This window comes from Bradyrhizobium algeriense, assembly GCF_003062295.1.
GTDB lineage: Bacteria > Pseudomonadota > Alphaproteobacteria > Rhizobiales > Xanthobacteraceae > Bradyrhizobium > Bradyrhizobium algeriense.
Window position 1 is genome coordinate 31,030 of record NZ_PYCN01000007.1, and the last position, 20,257, is coordinate 51,286.

The following is a 20,257-nucleotide window of genomic DNA, read 5'->3' on the forward strand; positions in this document are numbered from 1 at the left end:
CCGCCCGCCATTCAGGATTCGTTCAGCGGAACGATCCTATTTGTCCGGCGTTTGGCGTTTGGATTGGCCGCGCGCTCAAAACGCCGTCCTTAAAAAAGTCATGGCGTCATACCAGTTGTGAATTCGCAGGGCAGGACTATCCTTATGCCGCCGTGTCGGTCGAACCTAGGGGACAGGTTCGTTTCCCATCAATCGCAGCCCCGTATGGTTTAGCTGCCAATGCGCGCCGTCGTTGCCGTTCTGCTGTTTGTGACCGCAGCTCACGCCGGGCTGTGGGGCCTGTTCCAGGAAAAGCAGCCGGCCCCCGATTTCAGGGGCATTCTGCCAAGCGTCTCCTATGCGCCGTTCGAGGGATCGGCGCATCCCGACGTCGACAATATTCCGCAGATCGAAAAGATTCGCGCCGACCTGAAGAAGCTGTCGACCATCACGCGCGCGATCCGTCTCTACTCGTCGACCGGTGGCGTCGAGCTGGTGCCGCCGATCGCCGCTGAGTTCGGCCTGAAGGTCACCGTCGGCGCCTGGATCGACAAGAATTCCGATCGCAACAAGCGCGAGATCGAGGCGGCGATCACGCTGGCCAAGCGCAACAGCAACGTCAACGGCATCGTCGTCGGCAACGAAACCATTTTCCGCGGCGAGCAGAAGATCGACGACCTGATCGAACTGATCAAGCAGGTCAAGAAATCCGTCAACGTCCCCGTGACAACAGGCGAGATCTGGAACATCTGGCGCGATAATCCGGAGCTTGCTTCCTCCGTCGATTTCATCGCCGCGCACGTGCTGCCCTATTGGGAAAACTTCACCTCCAGGCAGGCCGTCGATCAGGCCGTGGCGATGTTCCAATTGCTGCGCGACCAGTTTCCGGGAAAACGGATCGTCATTGCCGAATTCGGCTGGCCGAGCGCCGGATATAATTTGAGGAACGCCGAGCCCGGACCGTTCGAACAGGCCTCGGTGCTGCGCAATTTCGTCACCCGCGCCGAAGCCATCGGCATGGACTACAACATCGTCGAGGCGATCGATCAGCCCTGGAAGTTCTTCGAAGGCGGCGTCGGACCCTATTGGGGCATTCTCGATGCTTCCCGCGAACCGAAATTCGCGTGGACCGGCCCGATCGTGAACGAGAACTACTGGAAGCTGGCGGCGATCGCGCTCCTGGTCGGCATCCTGATGTCGCTGCCGATCCTGCGGCTCGAGCAGCCGACCGTCATGCAGGCCGTGGTGCTTTCAGCCGCGGCCAACGGCGTCGGCGCCTGGGCTGCCACCGTGTTCGCCTACTGGGCCGGGCACTATTTCGTGTTCGGCTCGGCGTTTGCGCTGACGCTCGGCCTGATCCTGCTGGTGCCGCTGGTCCTGATCGCAATGGCGCGCATCGACGAAATCGCGGCGATTGCCTTCGGCCGCGGTCCGCGCCGGCTGATCACGAAGAGCGCGCCGCTGGCGCCAGCCACCATCGGCGAGAACGTCGCCTTCCCGAAGGTCTCGATCCACATCCCCGCCTATTTCGAGCCGGTCGAGATGCTGAAGCAGACCCTCGATGCGGTGTCGCGGCTCGACTATCCGAACTTCGAATGCGTCTGCATCATCAACAACACGCCCGATCCGGAGTTCTGGCAGCCGATCCAGGACCACTGCCGCTCGCTCGGTGAGCGCTTCAAGTTCATCAATGCCGAGAAGGTGCAGGGCTTCAAGGCCGGCGCGCTGCGCATCGCCATGGAGCGCACCGCGGTGGATGCCGAAATCATCGGCATCATCGATGCTGATTATGTCGTGCATCCGGACTGGCTGAAGGATCTCGTGCCGGTGTTTGCCGACCCGCGCGTCGGCCTGGTGCAGGCGCCGCAGGAGCATCGCGACGGCGACCGCTCGCTGATGCACTACATCATGAACGGCGAATATGCCGGATTCTTCGACATCGGCATGGTCCAGCGCAACGAACACAACTCGATCATCGTGCACGGCACGATGTGCCTGATCCGCCGTTCCGCGATGGACATGGCCGGTGGCTGGTCCAGCGACACCATCTGCGAGGATACCGATCTCGGCCTGACCATCCAGCAGCAGGGCTGGCTGACGCATTACACCAACGTCCGCTATGGCGAGGGCCTCCTGCCCGACACCTACGAAGCGTTCAAGAAGCAGCGCCACCGCTGGGCCTATGGCGGCTTCCAGATCGTCAAGAAGCATTGGCGGCGGTTCATGCCCGGCGCGAGCCGGCTGACACCGGACCAGCGCCGCGAATTCTCGCTCGGCTGGCTGAACTGGCTCGGCGCCGAAAGCCTCGGCGTGGTAGTGGCGATTCTCAATCTGATCTGGGTGCCGATCGTGGCATTTGCGGACATCGCCATCCCCGACAAGATCCTGACACTGCCGATCATCGCCTCCTTCGTCGTCTCGCTGGTTCATTTCATCGCGCTCTATCGGTTGCGGGTGAAGATCAAGGCCGGCCAGATGCTGGGCGCCATGATCGCGGCCATGAGCGTGCAATGGACGGTGTCGCGCGCCGTGGCCCAAGGCCTGATTACCGAGCATCTCGCCTTCGCCCGCACCTCCAAGGGCGGCCTGTCGCGGATGTCGATAGAGTTCCAAGCGTTCTGGGAGGCCGTGATTGGCGTGCTGCTCCTGATCGGCGCTGCCGTGCTGATCGTGACGAACGGCTACAAACAGGTGCACGAGATCTACATCTTCGCGGGCGTGCTGGTGCTGCAGAGCCTGCCGTTCCTCGCGGCGGTCGCGATCGCGCTTTTGGAGAACTCCCGCGCCAATTCCTTCGCCTTCTGGCGCAACAGCGCGGTGCGGACGGCGGAACTGATCGGGCTGCGCCCGGTCAGCCTGCCGGCGGTCGGCAGCCAGTCCCAGCCGGTTGCGTCGGAAATTCGCCGCGAGGTGAACTGACGGTGGATGAAGAGGTTCCGTCCGCTTCAACAAGCCTTGCTAAGCGTCACGGGCACAAGGAAAATTTGGATTACGCGAGTGCCGCTTTTGTCGCGCCGGCACTATTGACCCGCAGGGGCCCGCCCCCTACACAGCGCGGCAAGTGAGCGCGTAGCTCAGGCGGTAGAGCACGTGACTTTTAATCATGGGGTCGAGGGTTCGAGTCCCTCCGCGCTCACCAAAAACCTCATAAAATCAAGCGCTTCCAGACTAGACCTTTTTTGGCTGCTGCCTAAAAGCTCTCCCAGGTAGCGAAGGTAGCAAGTTATCAGCGCTGATCAGCACGTTGGTCAGGCGTGCGATCTACGGAGGGAGCCGCACGCTGGTCGGTCTGACTTCCGAGTGCGCCGAGTGCGCGCGAGCGTTTGCTGATCAAGTTGTCCAAATACGCGACGATCTCGCTTTCGACCCATGCCTCGCGCCTTTCGCCGAGGCTGACGCGCCTCGAAAATTTGCCTGCAGCCTCGAGCCGGTCGAAATAAGACTCTGACCGGGGTCGCGGTTGACGCCGAAAGGGTCAATATTCGAAGCTGAGACAAAGCAACCTGCGACCCCGTGGCCGTTCGCCAAGCGGAACAGTTCAGCATCGGAGGCGTTTTTTTTCGCACTGAAGAAACCCCGTTGGGGGACGCATGTGCTGACGCGAAACGACCGAACTGCGTTTACGCTCAAGTGTCCCGCGTGCAGTCGGGCGACGCCACATCGGTTTCTTTACATCAAGAACGGTTGCGACATCTTTCAATGCCGGGACTGCGGACTGGGACGCACCGAGGCATCGAGCTTCGATCCCCTCGCTTATTATGACGATGGCTACTTTTCCGGCCGTCAGTCCGACGGCTACGCCGACTATCGCGGCGCCGAACCCGTGCTACGGCGCGAATTCGCCCGCACGGTCGAGTTCATCCAGCACCGCAAGCCACACGGCTGCCTGCTCGAGATCGGTTGCGCCTACGGCTTCTTTCTCGATGAAGCCCGCCGCGGGGGATTTGAGGTGAGCGGTATCGAGCCGGCGGAGTCGGCTGCCGCCCATGCCGGCGATCTCGGCTTGAACGTCATCTGCGGCCTGCTGAACGAAGGGACTCTCGGGTCGCTTGGCACCCTGGATGTTATCGTCCTCCTCGACGTCATCGAGCATCTGCCCGATCCGCGGGAGGCCCTCGCGCTGCTTGCGGACCATCTCCGGCCGGACGGAATCATCGTGCTGACGACCGGAGACTTCGGTTCCTTGGCGGCGCGGTCGACCGGCGCGCGCTGGCGCCTGATGACGCCTCCCCAGCACCTGTGGTTCTTCAATCGCGCCAGCATCGCGTCTCTGGCCCATTCGGTCGGCTTTCGCGTCGAGAGTTCCGATTACCCTTGGAAATTCGTGCCGTTCTCGCTGATCGCCTTCCAGGTCGGTCGCATGCTCGGCCGCAAGTTCGCGGCCAGCCCGACCGGCAACCAGTTCGCCATTCCGGTAAACCTGTTTGACGCGATGCGCGTGGTCTTGAGCAAGGCGCCACCATGACCGGCCAGATTCGTAATCCCTGGGTCGTTGTCGCGGCGTACAATGAAGCGGCAGTGGTCGGCAGCGTCGTGTCCGGCATTCGCCGCGCCGGATACGCGGTCGTCGTGGTCGATGACGGCTCCAGTGACCGGACCGGCGACGTCGCGTTGCTCGCAGGCGCGGTCGTCGTCCGGCATCCGGTCAACCTCGGACAGGGCGCCGCGCTGCAGACCGGCATCGACTACGCCCTCGAGCAGCGTGCAGATGCGCTCGTCACGTTCGACGCCGACGGCCAGCATTCCCCCGTGGCCATCGCGGCGCTGCTCGCGGCGATCGAGCAGCCCGGCATCGATTTCGCGCTCGGCAGCCGCTTTCTCACCGGCGCGACAGCAAATCTGCCGGTGTCGCGCCGCATCCTGCTCAGCACCGCGCTTTGGTTCACGCGCGCGAGCACCGGACTGCCGGTCACCGATACCCACAATGGCCTACGGGCGATGACCGCGCGCGGCGCCCGCGCGATCTCCTTGCGACAGAACCGAATGGCGCACGCGTCAGAGATCCTGCACCAGATCGCGCAGAGCCGCCTGCGCTTTGTCGAGGTGCCGGTGAACATCGAGTACAGCGCCTATTCGCTGGCCAAGGGTCAACGCATCACCGATGCGCTGGCCATCCTGATCGATCTGTTTGCGCGGAGGCTCTACCGATGATCGCGCAGCTGTTGTTGACGGCCATTCTGGCGTTGGTTCTGGTCTACGCCTGGTCGGCGCATCGGACGGTGCCGATCATCGGCCTGCTCGCAAGCGGCGCTGCGCTCGCCGGCCTCTACTTCGTCTGGGTACCGGAGCATGCCACCGCCCTTGCGGCCGTCGTGGGAATCGGCCGCGGCTCCGACCTCATCCTCTACACCTGGGTCGTGATCAGCCTGCTCATCATGCTCAATTTGCATCTCAAGTTGCGGCTCCAGCTCGATATGATCACGCGGCTGGCGCGCGCCGTAGCGATCGACCGCGCCAAGGAGAGCCGGCGTGAGGCAGGCCCGCCGCGAAAACGTCGCCCGGTCATGTTGGGCCGAAAGGCCGAGGCGCCCCCGATCGAATTGCAGGCGAAGAAGTAGATGCCATTGTCAAATCGCGCCAAAGTCGCGCCGGGACTTGGCCTCAGTCGCCAAGCCCGCGACGATTGGCGTAGATCTGGGCGAACGGGCGCCCAAATCGCGTGACCTCATCAACCAGTACGGCCGACGTGCCGTCGGCACAGGGCCAACGCTCGGTGGCGATCAGGTAGTCGGCCTTCTGCAGATCGGTTTCGGCAATCCAGTTGCGACGGAACATCACGCCGGCCAGTTGCTCGCGCCAGCCCAGGCAGACCAGCACGCGCGGTGGATCGCCCGAGAACCGGCCTTCGGCGTCAATTCGACCCTCGAGGCGGCGCAGCGCCTCGGGAGCCGCCATGCCCCAATAGTCGAGGTCGAATCGGCCGTAAGCGCCGGCGACGCCGCCTGCCAGACTGTTCATTGCGATATATTCGAGCGGATGCAGGATGACGAGCGTCACCACGATGACGGCCGTGTGCGCGACCCCGAGGGCCGCGGGCACAATCGGGAAGCGTCGCAAGAAGGGCAAGAGACTCGTCAGCCCGCGCGCGGCCACGATGGCGAGCATTGGGATCACGAACAATACGTGGCGGACACCGTCGTAGAGCGTCGAGCCCTGCAGGATGAGCACTCCGATGGGCCCGAACGTCGCCACGCTGACGACCAGCACCGCGCGCGATCCTGCGAGCTCGGCCACGACCGGTCGCAATCCAACGACGCCGGACCGACGCAGGGCGCCGAGGGCGGCGCGCGTCCACGACCCTGCAGCACCGATCCAGACCGCCATGCCGAGCAACAGCAACGCCAAAAAGCCCTCGGGCAAACGCGCCACGAGCTGTCCGGGGATGTACCAGGCGGGCAGTTTATCGGTGAACGTGCGCCGGCCCCAGTTCTGGAATCCGAACGAGGTGTCGAGCGGCGCAAAGTGCCGATAGGCCTCGAGGAATCGCATGAGCGGATGTCCAGTCTGCAACCACGGCCAGAGCGCAATCGCCGTCAGCCAGGCGACGAGGATGACGAGCAGCGTATGCAAGGCGATCTGGCGCAATTGGCCATAGCCCGCGCGGCCATGGCTTAGCAGCGCCTCGAGCGCGCACAGGCTCATGCCACCGACGAGGTAGGCATGCGTGATCACCCCGCCGGTGCGCGTCCCAATGGCGAGGCCAGTAGCAAGGCCCGTCGCAAGGGTCAGAGGCCAGCTCGGCACCTCCTGCCGCACCATCAGGACGATCAAGAGCGTCGACCAGCTCATGGCGAACAGGAACGGCACGTCGATCGGGGCGAAGAACAGGTTGCCGTACAGGTAGCCGGTCAGCAGGCACAGGGTTAGCGCCGTCAACCCAGCCCAGTACCCGATCGTGAGCCGGGCCATCGGCACGACGGCGGCGAGCCCAGCGAGGCCGAACAGGAAGGTCATGGCGTGCCGGACTGTGATGGGGCTCGCGAGCTCAAGCGACTGCACGGCCGCGACGAGCATCTGAAACCACGGTCCATACATCCACAGGTACTCTTCGACCGTCTCGAACTGAGACCGGTCCGCAAAGGCGCTCGTGTACCAGGCAAGCGCCTTGGGGCCGTAATCGTCGGTGTTGAATTCGTCGGTCGACAGCCCGTAATCCGCGGCGGTCGCAAGCCCGATAACCAAGGCCACGCTCAGCACAAGGAGCACGAGCAACGTCTCGGCATGGCGAGCAGCAAATGCGAGGCCGAGCTTCGGCGTCGCAAACCCAGAGCCGTCGTCATCCACCTGTTCAAGCGCCATGCAGGCGACACCCAGCTAAATCGCTAAATCGGGAATGAACCCCCAGCGCACCTCAAGTGTTGTCCCTGGCATCGGCTTTCATAACGCGCCTGAAGGGAACTTTGTTCCGAAGTTCAAATCAGGTCTCCCTAAGGCGATAGCAATGGCGATCCTTATCACCGGAGGTGCCGGATACATTGGCAGCCACATGGTGTACGAACTCGCTGATCGCGGCGAACTGCCCGTCGTGATCGATGATTTTTCGTCGGGCTTCGAATGGGCAACACCCATCTGGAGTTTCGGTTTTCGTTGAGGACATCGGGGATCAGCGACGAGTTGCGCACCTGATCGCGAAGTATGGGATTTCGGAGATCATTCATTTTGCGGGTTCTGTCGCCGTGCTGGAGTCGCGTTGCCTGTCCAGTGCGCAGAGCGGGATCGGCGCCTGCTACGTTGAAATACCTCAAGATGACGTAACGTAGGCCATGAGCGCGTGCAGCATCACGCAGCATTGTTTCGGCCATGAATTTGGATGAGCCGTAAGGTGATATAGGCGCAACAGGGGGTCTCTTCCGTGACAGGATTTGCCGGCGGATTCCCGTACACTGCAGCCGTCGACGAGAGGATGAAACGTCGCACCCCACTCCTGATTGCGATCTCGAACAGGCTTCGGGAATTCGCGGTGTTGTTGCGATAATATCGAAGTCGATCGGCGCCAGCGCATGGGCGAGTCTGCGAGGCCGTCCCGGGCTCGCACGAAAGAGGCCGCCGACTGAGGCGGCCTTACTTCTCCTGATCCGGCAGCAAGTTTCCCAATGAGGTAGGAGGTTGCAGTCCGGGCGATCTCAGCCACTCATTGATGTGAGCGGCCGTCTCAGCCTGGCGAGCCCGCCGTAGAAGTAGTTCCCGGGCCGGGCCGTGAGGGAGCTTGTCTGCTGCCTCGTTAAAGCGTCGGGCCTCTTCCGCCAGTCGCTCTTCAAACGTCTTCTCGTTTTTGATGCGTCCCCGTTTTCCCATGGCGCTGCCTCCCTATGAGGCCATTTAAAATTCCCCGCCCTCCAGCCGTCTGTCCGGTACCAGACTCTACATCGAGTTTCGGGAAAAACTGGAACGAGAGGAGCCGGAGTGCGTTTTAGGTACGCGCCGGCTTTGCCGCCTGGCGCATTGGAATGACGGCCCCAGCCTTAAGCCCCCTGCTGGGGCCGTTTCTTTTCTCAAACGAAAGCCCGGCTTCGGGCCGGGCGATTCGCAAACATTCCGAACGTGATGAAACGCGAACATCTTAGATCAGAATAGAGCAAACGTCGGTTCGCTTTGTTACCTAGGAATCGGAATTTGGCCCCATCGGGGCAATCAGGATCAAAGGCACCTACCTGTAGTTCGGGAACAAGTGGTAACGTTCCGGAATTATATGGGCGTCTGGAGGACACCGGACATTTGCTAACACGGCCCCAGCGAACCGTCCCCGAGGCACTGGGGCCGTTCTCTTTTGGCCAGCTTGTGAGCGAGGGACCGAAGCCCCGCGCTCTTCCCCTGAACATGGCCGCGACGAGCTCCGCGCGGCGAACCTCCCGTGCAGCGCGCGCTGGCGAGATTTTCAAAGCCATAGACGGCAATCTTAGGCCCGGTCAGGAATGGACCTTGGAGGTGACCGACGAAGCCAGACGCCCGCTATATATTATTCACATCGAAGCCAAGCAGATGGGGTAACGCCGCCACGGTTGGCAGCCCTCGAAAGTCAAGGCGGCCCGACGCACGACGTTGCCGGACGACATACGCCGGGCCTTACCACTGCGGTTCACCCACCGGAATGGCCTATTCAAGCTGGGTGTGATTCTTGGCAGAATTGCGCGTCATGCAGAAACCCGCCGGGTTGAGATCGGCGGGTTTCGCACTCTCGCGGGGGCTTGGGCGGGTTTCCGCGATTGGGAAATTCGTAGCAGCCTGAGATTAACGATTTCTCAAGCTTGCATCGGATGCCAGTGAGCCCTGCTTCCTCGCGGCAAAGCTGGCCAGCGCCATTGGGCAGGTGCTCGGGTCGCTGTAGACTGTAAGACGCCGCCAACCAAAATACGGCCCCAGCTGGCTTGGGGGCTGAGGCCGCAAGTAGGGATTATGCGTCAGTGCCGAGAAACAAACTGAGTTCGGCACATCCACTTGATAGCAAATGGCAGGTTACCTCGTACCTGCTCTATTGGGTGTCCCATCGGATCTTTTGGGGTGCCCCATCAGGAAGCTGCGATGCGGGCCCGCCAGCGTGAACCGGCCTCAATTCGCTATGCGAAGCTGTCGTTTCAGGACACCAATGGCACAAATCTGCTGTTTCTGGCCTCGAACATTCACTATCCCAATAGTGGCCTGATTCAAGGCCATCCAGGCGGGGATCCGTACGCGGAAGTTTTTCCATCCGTCGCCCTCCACATCATCGTGCGGCTGCGCTGCGGCCCATCATCATCGCGTTGCAAAGCTCATTCCTTGGGGTCATCCCGCGGCTCCCTGACGGGCTCAGTCGGCGGGAATATGCGCTCGTATATCGCGCGGGCCTCCCGAATTAAACGAGCCCGGTCGAGATCAGACTTTGAGATAAATCGCACAACTTCGCCCATGTGAGCTCCAAGGCAGGATGCGACAGGGGATGCGAACATCATGCCAAACTGAGACCGCGGGACCGAAGCCTCGCGTCCCGCCTGTCGTCAGCCCACAAGCCGCTGTTGAGGCTGCTTTCCAGCACGCCGCAAGGGTTCAGAGCCATCCGGGTCTAATGCGTAGGATCGCCTGATCGAGATCCCCCTCCCCGCTGCTGGCACTGTGCCGTGGTGCCGCTGGATAGACTCCCGGACTGAAGCTGGTACGATATCTGCGCACATTTTAAATGTGCACGCAGCCCGGCTCTGTTGGCTGGGTTGATCCGCGGCCGAATTGCCCGGAAGCTATTGATTGCAGCAAAGGCGTTAGTTGAGTTGGTCGAGAGAGTCTTAATTGCGGATTGCTGATGAATTATTGCGTGCAACTTTAGTGTCATTGCGGAGACGGAATTGCTGATCCCGCTTCATGCGGCCCCGTTGCTAAGGAATGTGCGCCGCTTTTTTGGAGGTCCGGCGAGTCCCGCCGAGATCGCATTTGAGCAAGAGGTTCTTTGTACGAGTGAAGATTCGGAACTTAACCCGTCCGTTTTCCTGGATGGCCAAATTGAAAAAATTCTTGGAACACCGGCCGAGTCTCATCTAGACGCCGAAATAGATCACGTCTTGCGTAGAACCGTCAGAAGCGCGCCGACGATCGCCTACCACATCAAAGACGCCGTATTGTTGGATGGCAGCATCTATGCAGGGCGCATGAGGCACGTGATCGGGAAAAAGAACGCTGCGCTAAGCAGGAAGATTGTCCACCTTGATACCGGAGCTATCTCCAGTTCTGCAGCCGGAAGCACCTATTTCGGTCATTGGCTTGCCGATGATGTTCTCGCTTACATGCTTGCGGAACGATACAGCAAGCCGGTTTGCTGTTCGCCGAATTCGTCCTTTGAACATAGGCCACTATACGCAGGGATATTCGGACAGGATTGGACCGCGACAGACCGGGCTCACATTGAACACTTGATTCTTTTTCAAGACTTCGCACAAACATCGCTCAAGAGGCATCGTCAACTTGAGCTGCGGCGCAAGATACTGACGCAATTTGAGCCTGCCGCCGGCAACTATCTAATATACCTGAAGCGCGGCAACACCGGCGCGTCGCGACCGGTCGCAAACGAACAAGAGATCATTGACGAGCTTTCCCGCAGGGGATTTACAGTTCTGGACATTAAGACGGATAGCCTTGATCGAATTTTGTCCCACCTCGTCTCAGCCAAAATAGTAGTTTCAGTTGAGGGAAGCCAAACATACCACGGCGCTTATTCGCTTCCGCCAGGAAGCGCCCTCCTTCTTCTTCAGCCTCCGGGCCGGTTTACTGCGACGCAGCGGGACTGGAGTGAAAACATCGGCGTAAGATTTGGCTTCGTCGTCGGCGACCAGAGGGAGAACTCCACTTATTTCCCGCTCAACGACATTCTGAAAACCATGGACTTGTTCTTCAAGGATAAAGCGTAAAGTGAGACTTCCTGCCGGAAGTCTTTTTGGCTCCCAGGTGCACATCTGCGCATACATATACCCGCCCATCCCTTATGCAGCATGGTGCCCAATGTTTTCATCGAACGCATGTTCTTTGCGCACGCATATTTGTCTCGGAAACGTAAATATTCTGCATAAGCACATAGGAGTATCCGCCATGCTTATCGGCCTTGGAATCCTTGCTACACTAATGTTCATCGCAGTCACCGCAGTTAGCGCTTCACAACGCTGAAGACTCGGTACCCCGCTATCGAGCGCCTCGATCGTTAATTCCTGAATTAACCCGCAGCGCGGACATCAAGCTTAACAAACGACTTTTGTTGCGATGAGATCGTCTAGTGACTGGACACCGGACAATTTCCTGATGTCCGAACCCACACCGGCAATGCCCCCAAGCGATCATACTCCGCTTGACGGCATTGTTCTAAGGGCAAGGTCACGGCACTCTCCGCGTGATCAGAGAACAGTTCGAGACTGGAAAGACCGCCTTCTGGCGGTTTTTTTGTTTAGCATGTCGGAACAATAGCGCGGACTTTGCCAGGCCAGGTCGATAAACTCCTCGGCCATGGAACTTATTCTGATCCAAATTATCGACGCGTGGCGTAGAGGCAGCGTGCTTGCAAAGCTGATGAGCTTTGCCTCGATCGGCGTGTTGAATGTCGCCGTGGACGCCACCGTATTCACTGTCGCCTACAAGCTGCTGCAGCTGCCACTGATCATGTCCAACGTTCTGGCCTGGGCAGTAGCAGTCACCGGTTCTTACGCAATGAACACGAAGATAACGTTCGGTCGCGAAACCGGGGGAGCATTTAGCTGGCGCCATTATTTACGCTTTGCGGCCTCAGGCATTTTAGGCGTGATCGTGGCAACAACCACCCTCGTGGTACTCTCCCACTATGCCAGCGTGTTGACATCAAAACTCGTCTCCATCGTTGCTGCCTTCGGTGTGAACTTTTCCATGTCGCATTTTGTGGTGTTTCGCGGGAACACTGCAGATGCGAAGCGCCCTTGAGCATATTTCATCAATCGAGCTGATACAGCTAACCTACTGTGAGAATTGCATGCGAAGTGCGCCCGATTTGCTGCTGGGTCTTCCCATCTCAATGCCGTTAGTTCTGGATATGGATGGAACGCTGATTGCAGGTGACATGCTCTTCAAGAGCTTTATCGCTAATATTCGCCGCAATCCGCTAATTGCGATAAGCTGTGCCGGATGGTTGATACGCGGTCGCGCCTTCCTGAAAAGTCAACTCGCTGCGCGATATCACGTCGAATGGGCAAGCGTACAATTTCACAAGGAGGTGGTGGACCTGGCAATTCGTGAGAAGAATGCAGGCCGAACGGTCGTCATTGCAACAGCCGCCGACGTTGCGATCGCCACAACGGTAGCATCCAAGCTCGGATTTATTGATCGTGTATTCGCGTCTGACGGCGAAAGAAACTACAAGGGTGCCGCAAAAGCACAGGTCCTGGAAGAAGCGTTCCCCGGGGGTTTCATTTACGCGGGAGACAGTGCCGCCGACTTGGCAATCTGGAAGCAGGCATCCGGAATAGTGCTCGTGAATGTACGGGAATCGGTCGCAGAGGCGGCCCGGAAATTAGAGCGACCTGTGCTGGAACTATCCGCACACACCAAGGTGGGCGCCGTTTTGTAAGCCTCGAACGCGAGCCCGCCCACGGTGCGGTTGGTCAGTTCGGCTATCCTTGGCGCGGAATATCGTTGAGCCAGATGTCTCAACTCGTTGATGTCCAGCTCGGGTCCAGCGACGTCGCATCCAAATCGTATTCGGAAAGAAAGAGTCGGGAAAAGTAGAAAAGCGCTCCTCGGCGGTTGCGCAATTTAACCGTGATTAAATCGATTGACCTTGGTTCCGAATGGTGACATTATTGCCACATTCAACTATTAAATTGAACAGATTAAACAGGCGTCGCCTTTTTCTGCCCGAACATCCTCAGGCCGCTTTCCGGTCGGCGCCTTTTTGTTAATGACTATCGAGCTTGGAGCGATGCCTCATGCATACGCGATCCAAAAGATATCTTCGACGCCACCGCGCACGATTGAGAGCGGAACGTCGGGCGTCGTTCACGCCGTTTCTTCAGTGTGGAAACCGACTGGTCCAAAAGATTGCCGTCGGGATGAAGAAACGTTGGCCTGACATCGCTGGATATTCCCGCGCGGACGACCTGAGCGACGGGGGCGGACGAAAGCGGGGCGGTCGCGCCTCGCCAAGCCTGATCCTCAACTAGGCTGATCTTCAACAAGCCTGATCCTCTACCGACATCAGCCTTAAAGGCCGCCTCCGGGCGGCCTTTTGTTTTCACGCCTCGGGCTGGCCAAGCTCAGCTCCGCTGAATGCGCGGCGATTGCCCGTTCAGCCGCCATTGCGTGATGGTCTCCTTTATCGCCTACCGACTGCCGCAGGAACGTCGCTCCGGAAGGACCGTCATAATTTCGGTAGGCCGGGCCTTCCCGAGCGCACACGCAGCATCGATATGGAAACGCACTTTCCCCTGGCCATTTCCGGAGCGAAGATCGGCCGCAGGGAGATTGAGTGTTCACCGGAGGGACCGAAAGATGTTCGCCAGCATTGCCGGCATAGCCCTCGCGCTACAATTGGGAGTACCAGCCCATTCGCCGAACGAAAGCACGCCCTCCTTGGTCCAGGAAATCTTGACCCATGAATTCTTGGCCCAGGATACCTTGGCCCATGAATTCTTGACCCATGAAATCCGGTACCGCCGTCACGGCCGTCCGCCGCCGTGCGGCCACGGTTACGATCTCGATGAGCGGGACGGCAAGTGCTACCCGAACGGGACGGTGCCGCCGCGGTTTCAATCGGGCCGGTATTATCCCCTGGAGTACGGCGGCGGCCGGCGCCCGGTACCATGCGGTCACGGCGCAGACAGCGATATTCGCGATGGGCTCTGCTACCCGACGGGCACGGTGCCACGGCAGTATCAGGAAGGCCGCCCGGGCTATCACTATCGACGAAACGGCTACTACGAAATGCGCTAGCGCGGCGACGCTGAACAGCTGTTCGCCGTACAGCGGCTGTCCCGTGGCGGCCGTGCAGGGATTTGACTTCCGATACTTGAAATGCGTTCACCGGATATTCAGCGCGCGTTTTGTATCAACGCAATGCAGCGACCGGCCAGCACGTCGTGGAAACGCCGGCAGCTTCTGGTTTGATCGGAGAAGGACCCATGATCGTCAGCATTGCCGCCGCGGCACTGGCCGTTCAGTTGAGCATGACGCCTGGAAGCGCTGTTGCACCCGTCCTGGATGCACCTGTCTTGCCTCAAGCCGTGCAATACGGTGTGCCCGCCCGTCCGCCGCCATGCGGCCATGGCTGGGACCTGAGCGCGCGCGATGGCCTCTGCTATCCGAACGGCTATCTGCCGCCGCAAGACCAGGCCGCAAGGCAATATCCGCGTTACTATCGCGGCGGCCGCTACCCCGTTCCTTGTGGCCATGGCGCCGACCTCGATGTCAGGGATGGCCAATGTTACCCGAACGGGATGGTACCGCCGCAATATCAGCAGGGGCGTCAACGGTATTACGGCGACGGGTACTACCAGCGCCCGCCGCGGGGCCGATACTACGATGACTGAGCCTTCCGGTCGACTGAAGCGGATCGGCAACGGGAAAGCACCTGCAAGCGCGCTTGCCGGAGCGCTACGGTCGGCGGCGTAGCTCCGCGACAGCTTCGGCAACCACCGCGACGAGCGAAGCCATGGTGTACGGCTTCGGCAGCCATCCGAGCGGGGCATAGGGCTCGGCGCGTCCGCGCGTGTGCGCATCGTCATGCGCGGTCGCAAAGATGCAGCGAATGGCGAAGTCCTGATAGAGTTGCCGTGCGGCGTCGATGCCGTCGCGGGTGCTGGCGAGACGAATGTCCATCACGGCGAGCGTCGGTTGTGCCTCGCCGGCCAGCGCGACGGCTTCCTCGGCGGTCATGGCCGGCCCGACAACCTCAAAGCCGGCTGCCGTCAGCGCGACTTCGGTTTGCATGGCGATCAGAAAATCGTCCTCGACGACGAGAACGCGTAGCGGGCCCTGCTTGTCTTCTATCCGCCGAGCCTCTTCGGCAGGCGGCGGGTTCCGGTCCGGCTTGGACGGCAACGCAAAATGCCCTGCGCGCTGCTGAGGCGTCATTGATCACCGCTCTAGATTTTTGCAGCGGGGAAATCGAGGCATGCCCGCGAGGGATTTTTCGTGACGTTGAGCGTTCCGTGCAGCTGGCGCGCGAGGCCGAGCGCGAGTTGCAGTCCGGACGAGGTCTTGCGTACCTCCTCGAGGTCGAACCCCTCCCCGTCATCCTCGACGCAGAGCGCCAGCCGCCCGCCCTCGCCGGTCAAGCTGACCCGGACGCCCTGCCTCGCATGATCCTTGACGCCGTGCTTCACGGCGTTTGTCAGCAGCTCGTTCAAAATCAGTGCGAGCGGCATCGCCACGTCGTTGGAAAGCACGCCGCGCGCAATGCCGCATTCAATTCGCGCATCCGGCGGCAGCAATTGCCGGATGGTTTCGCATACCTCCGGCAGGAATTCTTCCGCTGCGAAATGGCTTGCATCGCTGCGGCCGTACAGCACACGCTGCGCCGCCGCCATCGCCGCGATCCGCGCGCTGGCTTCGTTCAGGACTTTCCGCGCCTCCTCGCTGTGCGCGGTCCTTGCCGCGCAGAACAGCAGCGACTGCAGCACCTGCATGTTGTTCTTGGTGCGATGATTGAGTTCATCGAGCAGAAGCCGCTGCTGGGTTTCCGCCTGCCGCCGCTCGCTGATATCCACCAGCATGTTGATGGCGCCGGTGATCCTGCCGAAAGCATCCCGCAGCGGCGTCGGGAACGGAATGAAGGGCACCCGCGTTCCGTCCGGCCGCTCGGCGACCGCTTCAGTGCCACGCACGGCGCGCCCTTCCCTGAGCGTAACCGCCATTGGGCACTCATCGTGCGGGAGCGGCGTGCCATCCGGCATGAACAGCTTCCAGGTGACGCACCATTCGTCGCTGCCGAGCGTCGGCGTCCGGCCGGAGAAATCAACCGCCGCCTGGTTGAAATAGGTAATTTTCCCCTGCGCGTCGGTCGTGTAGATCGCGGCCGGTATAGCCGCGAGCAATTCGGTCAGACGCTGCTCGCTCTCCCTGAGCTTGCGTTCGGCGTCCTTGCGATCGGTGATGTCGCGGGCGATCTTCGATGCGCCGACGATGCTCCCCGTGCCGTCGCACACGGGCGAGACGGTCAGCGAAATGTCCAAAAGGCTGCCGTCCTTGCGCCGGCGAACGGTTTCATAATGGTGGATGCGTTCGCCGCGCCCGATGCGCGCGAGTATCCCGAGCTCCTCATCCTCGTGTCCTGGCGGGAAAAGAATGGTCACGGGCTTGCCGATCGCCTCGCCGGCAGTATAGCCGAACAGCCGCTCGGCGCCTGGATTCCAGCTCCGGATGATCCCGTCCAGGTCCTTGCTGATGATCGCATCGTCGGAGAATTCCACGATGGACACGAGCTGCCTCGCACGCTCTTCGGCGGCGCACCGCGCCTGTTCCGTCCTCAATCTCGCGATACCGAAGCCCAGTTGCCGCGCCAGCGTCAACGCGACGTCGATCTCCGGTTCGACGAAGTGATGCGGCCTGTCGTAATAGGCCATGAACTTTCCGGCGAGCCGGCCGCCGATCATGATCGGAATAAAAGCGACCGCCGCGATATGTTCTCGCGCGATCGTTTCCTTGAGCCGATCCGAAAGCGCTGAAACGCCGATATCCTCGAAGGTGACCGGACGCGGATTTGCTTCGCCCCTGTCCCATGGCGAATGGCCTTCGACGGCCATCCGGTAGCCGTCCGACAGGCCCCGCCATCCGACGAAATGCATCGCGTCGCTGTCGTCAAATAGCAGAATGGAGGCGCGCTCGCAGGCGAGTGCCGCGAGGATGGCGTCCAGACCGGCGTCGTAAACATCTGGAAGTGACGTGGCGTATTGGAGCTTTTCGGAGAAGTGGAACAGGGCCGCCTGCTCTTCGCTGCGGCCCGCCAGCGCTTGTTCGGCTTTGACAGCCAGCCTCTCTTCGCGCGCGCGCAGCCTTCCTTCGCGAAGCGCCCGAGCGACGTCCGGAGTGGCGGACTGGCCCGGCGGGGAAAGAGTCTTGGCCGTCCGTTGCTGGATGCTCATTCCCGCTATTCCTGCCCCGTGAGGGCAAATCTTGCATCACACGATACTCGGCTTCAGCACATGCAGGATCAGCACGCATGACCGCCAAGCTCTTAAGTCCAGCAAGAGAAAATCGTTCCCCGCGAAGGCCGGGCATCGAAACGTCCGCTTGCGTGGTCGCTGCTTGCGGAATGGATCGCAATTCGAGCGATAGAGCATGATCTCCGGGCAAACGCTCCGCGTTTGTCGCGAGGGAAAACCGGGGGCTACTTTTCCGGATCGTGCTCTAGCAACCCCGGCAGATCCCCGTGAAACTGCTCACCTCCGGTCGCGTCCGCCGCCGAACCGGCGGCTTTTGCTGGCGAGCCTGACGCGGGCTGATGATCCGCTGCGAAGCGCCCGCATAGGGCGGCGTCACCAGGCGTGCACGCGCCGGCTGATCGACCGATCCGTAGGATACGGGCGGCGGTGGAGGGTTGGGCCTGAGCGGCGGGATATTCGCGGCGTTGCCGATGCCGCTGGGATCGGAGAGCGCCCTGGGATTGGCCGGGCCGAACGGTACACCTGATATCGACGAGTTGCCGGCGCCGGCCGAGCCGGCTGGCGGCGTCAATTGTGCGAATGCCCTGGCGGGGGCGATCAGGGCGAGCGCCACGAAAACAACAAGCGCCGGATTGCGGGACATCGAGATCGCTCCAGGAGGCACTCATGCAACCATCATATGGGGCGCGCGTTCCCTCGGCTCCAGATCCTTGGCTTCAGGATCCTTGGCTCCAAGATCCTTGGCTCCAGATCCTCTGCTTCCAGCGCGTCGGCTTTTTCTGCCGTCCGTCCGGCTACGGAGTAGGCGTCGGCGAAAGAATCAGACCTAATCATGGCGCGGTCACGTTTTGAGATTTCGGCGGCAATGAACCAGCCTGAGGTCCTCGATTCCGATATCCACGCCCTGCAGCAGTGGCTGCGCGCTGCCTGGCGGCAGCTTGGCGATCCCTCCCTCACCAGCTTCAGCCGGCGCGAGTTGCGCAACCAGATGAAGCAGTATAGCGCCGACCTGCGGGCGCGGCTGCAGATGGCGGCCGAACAACAGTCCGAGCCGGTCCAGCAACCGATCCCGGCCTACTCACGGCCAGCGCTGCGAATCCTTTCATGGTGACGGAACAAGGTCAGGCGCCTGCCGTTCGGCCGCCAGCCATGAACACAGCGCTGACGGCACCGCGCCGATGAGGCCGAGCAGCAGGACATACGGACCGTGGCCGAATCCGATCCAGAACGCCGCTGCAAACGGCAGGTAGCTGATCGTGTAGCCGAACAGCGCCGTGAGCGCGATGCGGTACGAGACGTTGCGCCTTGCCAGCGCATGATCGAACCACGCGGCCGATAGCGCCGGGATCAACCCGACCAGATATATCGTCGGCAGCATCATGATCTGGGCGACATCGAACGTGGTCGGGCTGCCCGCAAGCCAATTGGCAATCTGCAGCATCACCCAGAACGCGACGATGAAGCCGAGCGGCGGCGCGACCGCGGCGAAGATCAGAAAGCGTTTCATGCTGATGGTCCGTGGTTGCTATTCCTGGCCCGAACCGTAGCGCTGCGTCGTTCGTTGCCGCTGTGATGCCACTCACGCTGGCGGGTGCCCAGGCTCCACCCGATGGTCGCAGGCGCATTGGGGGAAATCTACGATGACGAGAACCGGCCTATGCCTGGCGCAGCCGATCCGCTTCTGGCCGATCGTCCCCGGCGAGGCCGCGCCCTACCCTAGTTGCGCCGTCAAAGGCTAGATTTTTGATTTGACGCGTTTTCTTGACGCGAACCGGCCTCCACTTCGCTGGAAAACGCTATGCGCCACCCTGTTGATAACCCCAACGCTCCGGGGCCGGCGTCGAAACAGGCCGCCATGGTGTGCTATCGGCATACCGGCCTGATTAACGACGACGGACAGAACACATGCGGATCACCCTGGTCGGTTCCCGCCATTTCGGCGTGACGACATTCAATACGCTGCGCCAACACGGGGTCGATATCGTCCTCGTCGTCGTTCACGATGGCGAGGACCGGCTTGCCGCTGCCGCGCAGGCCGCCGGGATCGAGGTCGTCGTGCAGGCCGATCCGAAACGCGTGGTCGCATCGGAAATCGCACCCAATACCGACCTGATCGTGACCGCCCATAGCCATGCCCGCGTCACCCGGGAAGCGCTGGCTACCGCCAAACTCGGCGGCATCGGCTATCACCCTTCGCTCCTGCCCCGGCATCGCGGCATCGCCGCCGTGGAATGGACCATCAAGGAAGGCGATCCGATCACGGGCGGCACGGTCTACCACCTCGCCGACCGGATGGATGCCGGCGCCATCGCCGCGCAGGAGTGGGTCTTCGTCAGAAAGGGAGAGACCGCCCGCGAGCTCTGGGAGCGCGCGCTGGCCCCGCTGGGCCAGAAACTGCTCGCTGACGTCATCTTTCACGCCAGGACCCACCACAACCTCCCTGCCACGCCGCAGGAGGAAGAATTCGCCACCCAAGCGCCGAGCCTGTCCGACGGCAAGCACTGACCCTTACGAAAATACCTCAAGCCGCCCATTCGCGCCGAATTTGGCACCAAAGGGCGGATTTTTTCGTTCCCCTGCCGGAACCAGATTCACCTTGATGTGTTTGAAATCCCGGGAACTTTCCACAGTATTGCGTCGCACCCAAGTTTGGACACATTGTGACCAGATAAGGCACGCCATCACACACATCTCAAGGAATT

Annotated in this window: 17 protein-coding genes, 1 tRNA gene and 2 pseudogenes; 13 read left to right on the forward strand and 7 right to left on the reverse strand. The window is 61.0% G+C overall.

What is annotated here, in order from left to right; translation table 11 throughout:
* Positions 1-219 precede the first annotated feature (219 nt).
* Together C7G61_RS15995 and C7G61_RS16000 are read left to right on the forward strand one after the other, a co-directional pair.
* On the forward strand, positions 220-2,898 hold the full coding sequence (locus C7G61_RS15995) for a glycosyltransferase (protein WP_108515792.1): 2,679 nt from the start codon (positions 220-222) through the stop codon (positions 2,896-2,898).
* 144 nt (positions 2,899-3,042) lie between these two features.
* Positions 3,043-3,118, forward strand: a tRNA-Lys gene (locus C7G61_RS16000).
* Positions 3,119-3,205: 87 nt separating this feature from the next.
* On the opposite strand, the pseudogene C7G61_RS47400 reads toward C7G61_RS16000, so the two are convergent.
* Positions 3,206-3,397: pseudogene (locus tag C7G61_RS47400) on the reverse strand (hypothetical protein); the annotation flags it as partial.
* A 174-nt stretch (positions 3,398-3,571) separates the two neighbouring features.
* Here C7G61_RS47400 and C7G61_RS16010 point away from each other — a divergent pair.
* From C7G61_RS16010 to C7G61_RS16020, 3 genes are read left to right on the forward strand one after another with little or no spacing between them, the layout of a single operon-like run.
* The gene (locus C7G61_RS16010) at positions 3,572-4,444 is read left to right on the forward strand and encodes a class I SAM-dependent methyltransferase (protein WP_190241842.1); all 873 of its coding nucleotides are present in this window, start codon (positions 3,572-3,574) and stop codon (positions 4,442-4,444) included.
* Complete coding sequence (locus tag C7G61_RS16015) at positions 4,441-5,130, forward strand: glycosyltransferase family 2 protein (protein ID WP_108515797.1); 690 nt, start codon at positions 4,441-4,443, stop codon at positions 5,128-5,130. The genes C7G61_RS16010 and C7G61_RS16015 overlap by 4 nt, the downstream gene beginning before the upstream one ends.
* Entirely contained in the window at positions 5,127-5,537 is a 411-nt protein-coding gene (locus C7G61_RS16020; protein WP_108515800.1) for a DUF2304 domain-containing protein, read from the forward strand. Before C7G61_RS16015 ends, C7G61_RS16020 begins: the two co-directional genes overlap by 4 nt.
* A gap of 43 nt (positions 5,538-5,580) precedes the next feature.
* On the opposite strand, the gene C7G61_RS16025 is transcribed toward C7G61_RS16020, so the two are convergent.
* Positions 5,581-7,278 (reverse strand): hypothetical protein, encoded by a 1,698-nt coding sequence (locus C7G61_RS16025; RefSeq protein ID WP_108515802.1) that lies wholly within the window; start codon positions 7,276-7,278, stop codon positions 5,581-5,583.
* Between the two features lie 142 nt (positions 7,279-7,420).
* Here C7G61_RS16025 and C7G61_RS44670 point away from each other — a divergent pair, with 142 nt between their 5' ends.
* Positions 7,421-7,570, forward strand: a complete 150-nt coding sequence (locus C7G61_RS44670; RefSeq protein ID WP_108515804.1) for an NAD-dependent epimerase/dehydratase family protein — start codon at positions 7,421-7,423, stop codon at positions 7,568-7,570.
* Between the two features lie 97 nt (positions 7,571-7,667).
* Here the strand turns inward: C7G61_RS44670 and C7G61_RS16035 are convergent.
* A pseudogene (locus C7G61_RS16035) lies at positions 7,668-7,983 on the reverse strand (NAD-dependent epimerase/dehydratase family protein); the annotation flags it as partial.
* 2,309 nt (positions 7,984-10,292) lie between these two features.
* Between C7G61_RS16035 and C7G61_RS16050 the strand changes: the two are divergent.
* From C7G61_RS16050 to C7G61_RS16070, 5 genes are all read left to right on the forward strand, one after another.
* Complete coding sequence (locus C7G61_RS16050) at positions 10,293-11,348, forward strand: glycosyltransferase 61 family protein (protein WP_108515809.1); 1,056 nt, start codon at positions 10,293-10,295, stop codon at positions 11,346-11,348.
* 586 nt (positions 11,349-11,934) lie between these two features.
* On the forward strand, positions 11,935-12,381 hold the full coding sequence (locus C7G61_RS16055; RefSeq protein WP_108515811.1) for a GtrA family protein: 447 nt from the start codon (positions 11,935-11,937) through the stop codon (positions 12,379-12,381).
* Positions 12,365-13,024: a haloacid dehalogenase-like hydrolase gene (locus tag C7G61_RS16060; RefSeq protein ID WP_108515813.1), complete on the forward strand. Its 660-nt coding sequence runs from the start codon at positions 12,365-12,367 to the stop codon at positions 13,022-13,024. The genes C7G61_RS16055 and C7G61_RS16060 overlap by 17 nt, the downstream gene beginning before the upstream one ends.
* 920 nt (positions 13,025-13,944) lie before the next feature.
* The gene (locus C7G61_RS16065) at positions 13,945-14,385 is read left to right on the forward strand and encodes a hypothetical protein (protein ID WP_108515815.1); all 441 of its coding nucleotides are present in this window, start codon (positions 13,945-13,947) and stop codon (positions 14,383-14,385) included.
* A 188-nt stretch (positions 14,386-14,573) separates the two neighbouring features.
* Complete coding sequence (locus tag C7G61_RS16070) at positions 14,574-14,981, forward strand: hypothetical protein (protein WP_108515817.1); 408 nt, start codon at positions 14,574-14,576, stop codon at positions 14,979-14,981.
* Positions 14,982-15,045: 64 nt separating this feature from the next.
* Here C7G61_RS16070 and C7G61_RS16075 read toward each other — a convergent pair whose 3' ends face one another.
* The 3 genes from C7G61_RS16075 to C7G61_RS16085 form a co-directional block, all read right to left on the reverse strand.
* Complete coding sequence (locus C7G61_RS16075) at positions 15,046-15,525, reverse strand: response regulator (RefSeq protein ID WP_108515820.1); 480 nt, start codon at positions 15,523-15,525, stop codon at positions 15,046-15,048.
* Between the two features lie 11 nt (positions 15,526-15,536).
* A complete protein-coding gene (locus C7G61_RS47820) occupies positions 15,537-17,534 on the reverse strand; it encodes a PAS domain S-box protein (RefSeq protein ID WP_108515822.1) in 1,998 nt (665 codons plus the stop codon).
* A 265-nt stretch (positions 17,535-17,799) separates the two neighbouring features.
* Positions 17,800-18,198: a hypothetical protein gene (locus tag C7G61_RS16085; protein WP_108515825.1), complete on the reverse strand. Its 399-nt coding sequence runs from the start codon at positions 18,196-18,198 to the stop codon at positions 17,800-17,802.
* Positions 18,199-18,420: 222 nt separating this feature from the next.
* Here C7G61_RS16085 and C7G61_RS16090 point away from each other — a divergent pair, with 222 nt between their 5' ends.
* On the forward strand, positions 18,421-18,666 hold the full coding sequence (locus C7G61_RS16090) for a hypothetical protein (RefSeq protein ID WP_108516310.1): 246 nt from the start codon (positions 18,421-18,423) through the stop codon (positions 18,664-18,666).
* On the opposite strand, the gene C7G61_RS16095 is transcribed toward C7G61_RS16090, so the two are convergent.
* A complete protein-coding gene (locus C7G61_RS16095; RefSeq protein WP_108515827.1) occupies positions 18,658-19,062 on the reverse strand; it encodes a DUF5413 family protein in 405 nt (134 codons plus the stop codon). The two genes, C7G61_RS16090 and C7G61_RS16095, sit on opposite strands and share 9 nt — an antisense overlap.
* 398 nt (positions 19,063-19,460) lie before the next feature.
* Here C7G61_RS16095 and C7G61_RS16100 point away from each other — a divergent pair, with 398 nt between their 5' ends.
* Positions 19,461-20,060: a formyltransferase family protein gene (locus tag C7G61_RS16100; RefSeq protein WP_108515829.1), complete on the forward strand. Its 600-nt coding sequence runs from the start codon at positions 19,461-19,463 to the stop codon at positions 20,058-20,060.
* Positions 20,061-20,257 lie beyond the last annotated feature (197 nt).

What these genes read in the sequence shown, in the direction of transcription:
- C7G61_RS16070 (WP_108515817.1), top strand. Translation starts at nt 14,574, where the DNA reads ATGATCGTCAGCATTGCCGCCGCGGCACTGGCCGTTCAGTTGAGCATG.
- C7G61_RS47820 (WP_108515822.1), bottom strand. Translation starts at nt 17,534, where the DNA reads ATGAGCATCCAGCAACGGACGGCCAAGACTCTTTCCCCGCCGGGCCAG.
- C7G61_RS16085 (WP_108515825.1), bottom strand. Translation starts at nt 18,198, where the DNA reads ATGTCCCGCAATCCGGCGCTTGTTGTTTTCGTGGCGCTCGCCCTGATC.
- C7G61_RS16075 (WP_108515820.1), bottom strand. Translation starts at nt 15,525, where the DNA reads ATGACGCCTCAGCAGCGCGCAGGGCATTTTGCGTTGCCGTCCAAGCCG.
- C7G61_RS16020 (WP_108515800.1), top strand. Translation starts at nt 5,127, where the DNA reads ATGATCGCGCAGCTGTTGTTGACGGCCATTCTGGCGTTGGTTCTGGTC.
- C7G61_RS16015 (WP_108515797.1), top strand. Translation starts at nt 4,441, where the DNA reads ATGACCGGCCAGATTCGTAATCCCTGGGTCGTTGTCGCGGCGTACAAT.
- C7G61_RS44670 (WP_108515804.1), top strand. Translation starts at nt 7,421, where the DNA reads ATGGCGATCCTTATCACCGGAGGTGCCGGATACATTGGCAGCCACATG.
- C7G61_RS16065 (WP_108515815.1), top strand. Translation starts at nt 13,945, where the DNA reads ATGTTCGCCAGCATTGCCGGCATAGCCCTCGCGCTACAATTGGGAGTA.
- C7G61_RS16100 (WP_108515829.1), top strand. Translation starts at nt 19,461, where the DNA reads ATGCGGATCACCCTGGTCGGTTCCCGCCATTTCGGCGTGACGACATTC.
- C7G61_RS16060 (WP_108515813.1), top strand. Translation starts at nt 12,365, where the DNA reads ATGCGAAGCGCCCTTGAGCATATTTCATCAATCGAGCTGATACAGCTA.
- C7G61_RS16095 (WP_108515827.1), bottom strand. Translation starts at nt 19,062, where the DNA reads ATGAAACGCTTTCTGATCTTCGCCGCGGTCGCGCCGCCGCTCGGCTTC.
- C7G61_RS16025 (WP_108515802.1), bottom strand. Translation starts at nt 7,278, where the DNA reads ATGGCGCTTGAACAGGTGGATGACGACGGCTCTGGGTTTGCGACGCCG.
- C7G61_RS15995 (WP_108515792.1), top strand. Translation starts at nt 220, where the DNA reads ATGCGCGCCGTCGTTGCCGTTCTGCTGTTTGTGACCGCAGCTCACGCC.
- C7G61_RS16055 (WP_108515811.1), top strand. Translation starts at nt 11,935, where the DNA reads ATGGAACTTATTCTGATCCAAATTATCGACGCGTGGCGTAGAGGCAGC.
- C7G61_RS16090 (WP_108516310.1), top strand. Translation starts at nt 18,421, where the DNA reads ATGAACCAGCCTGAGGTCCTCGATTCCGATATCCACGCCCTGCAGCAG.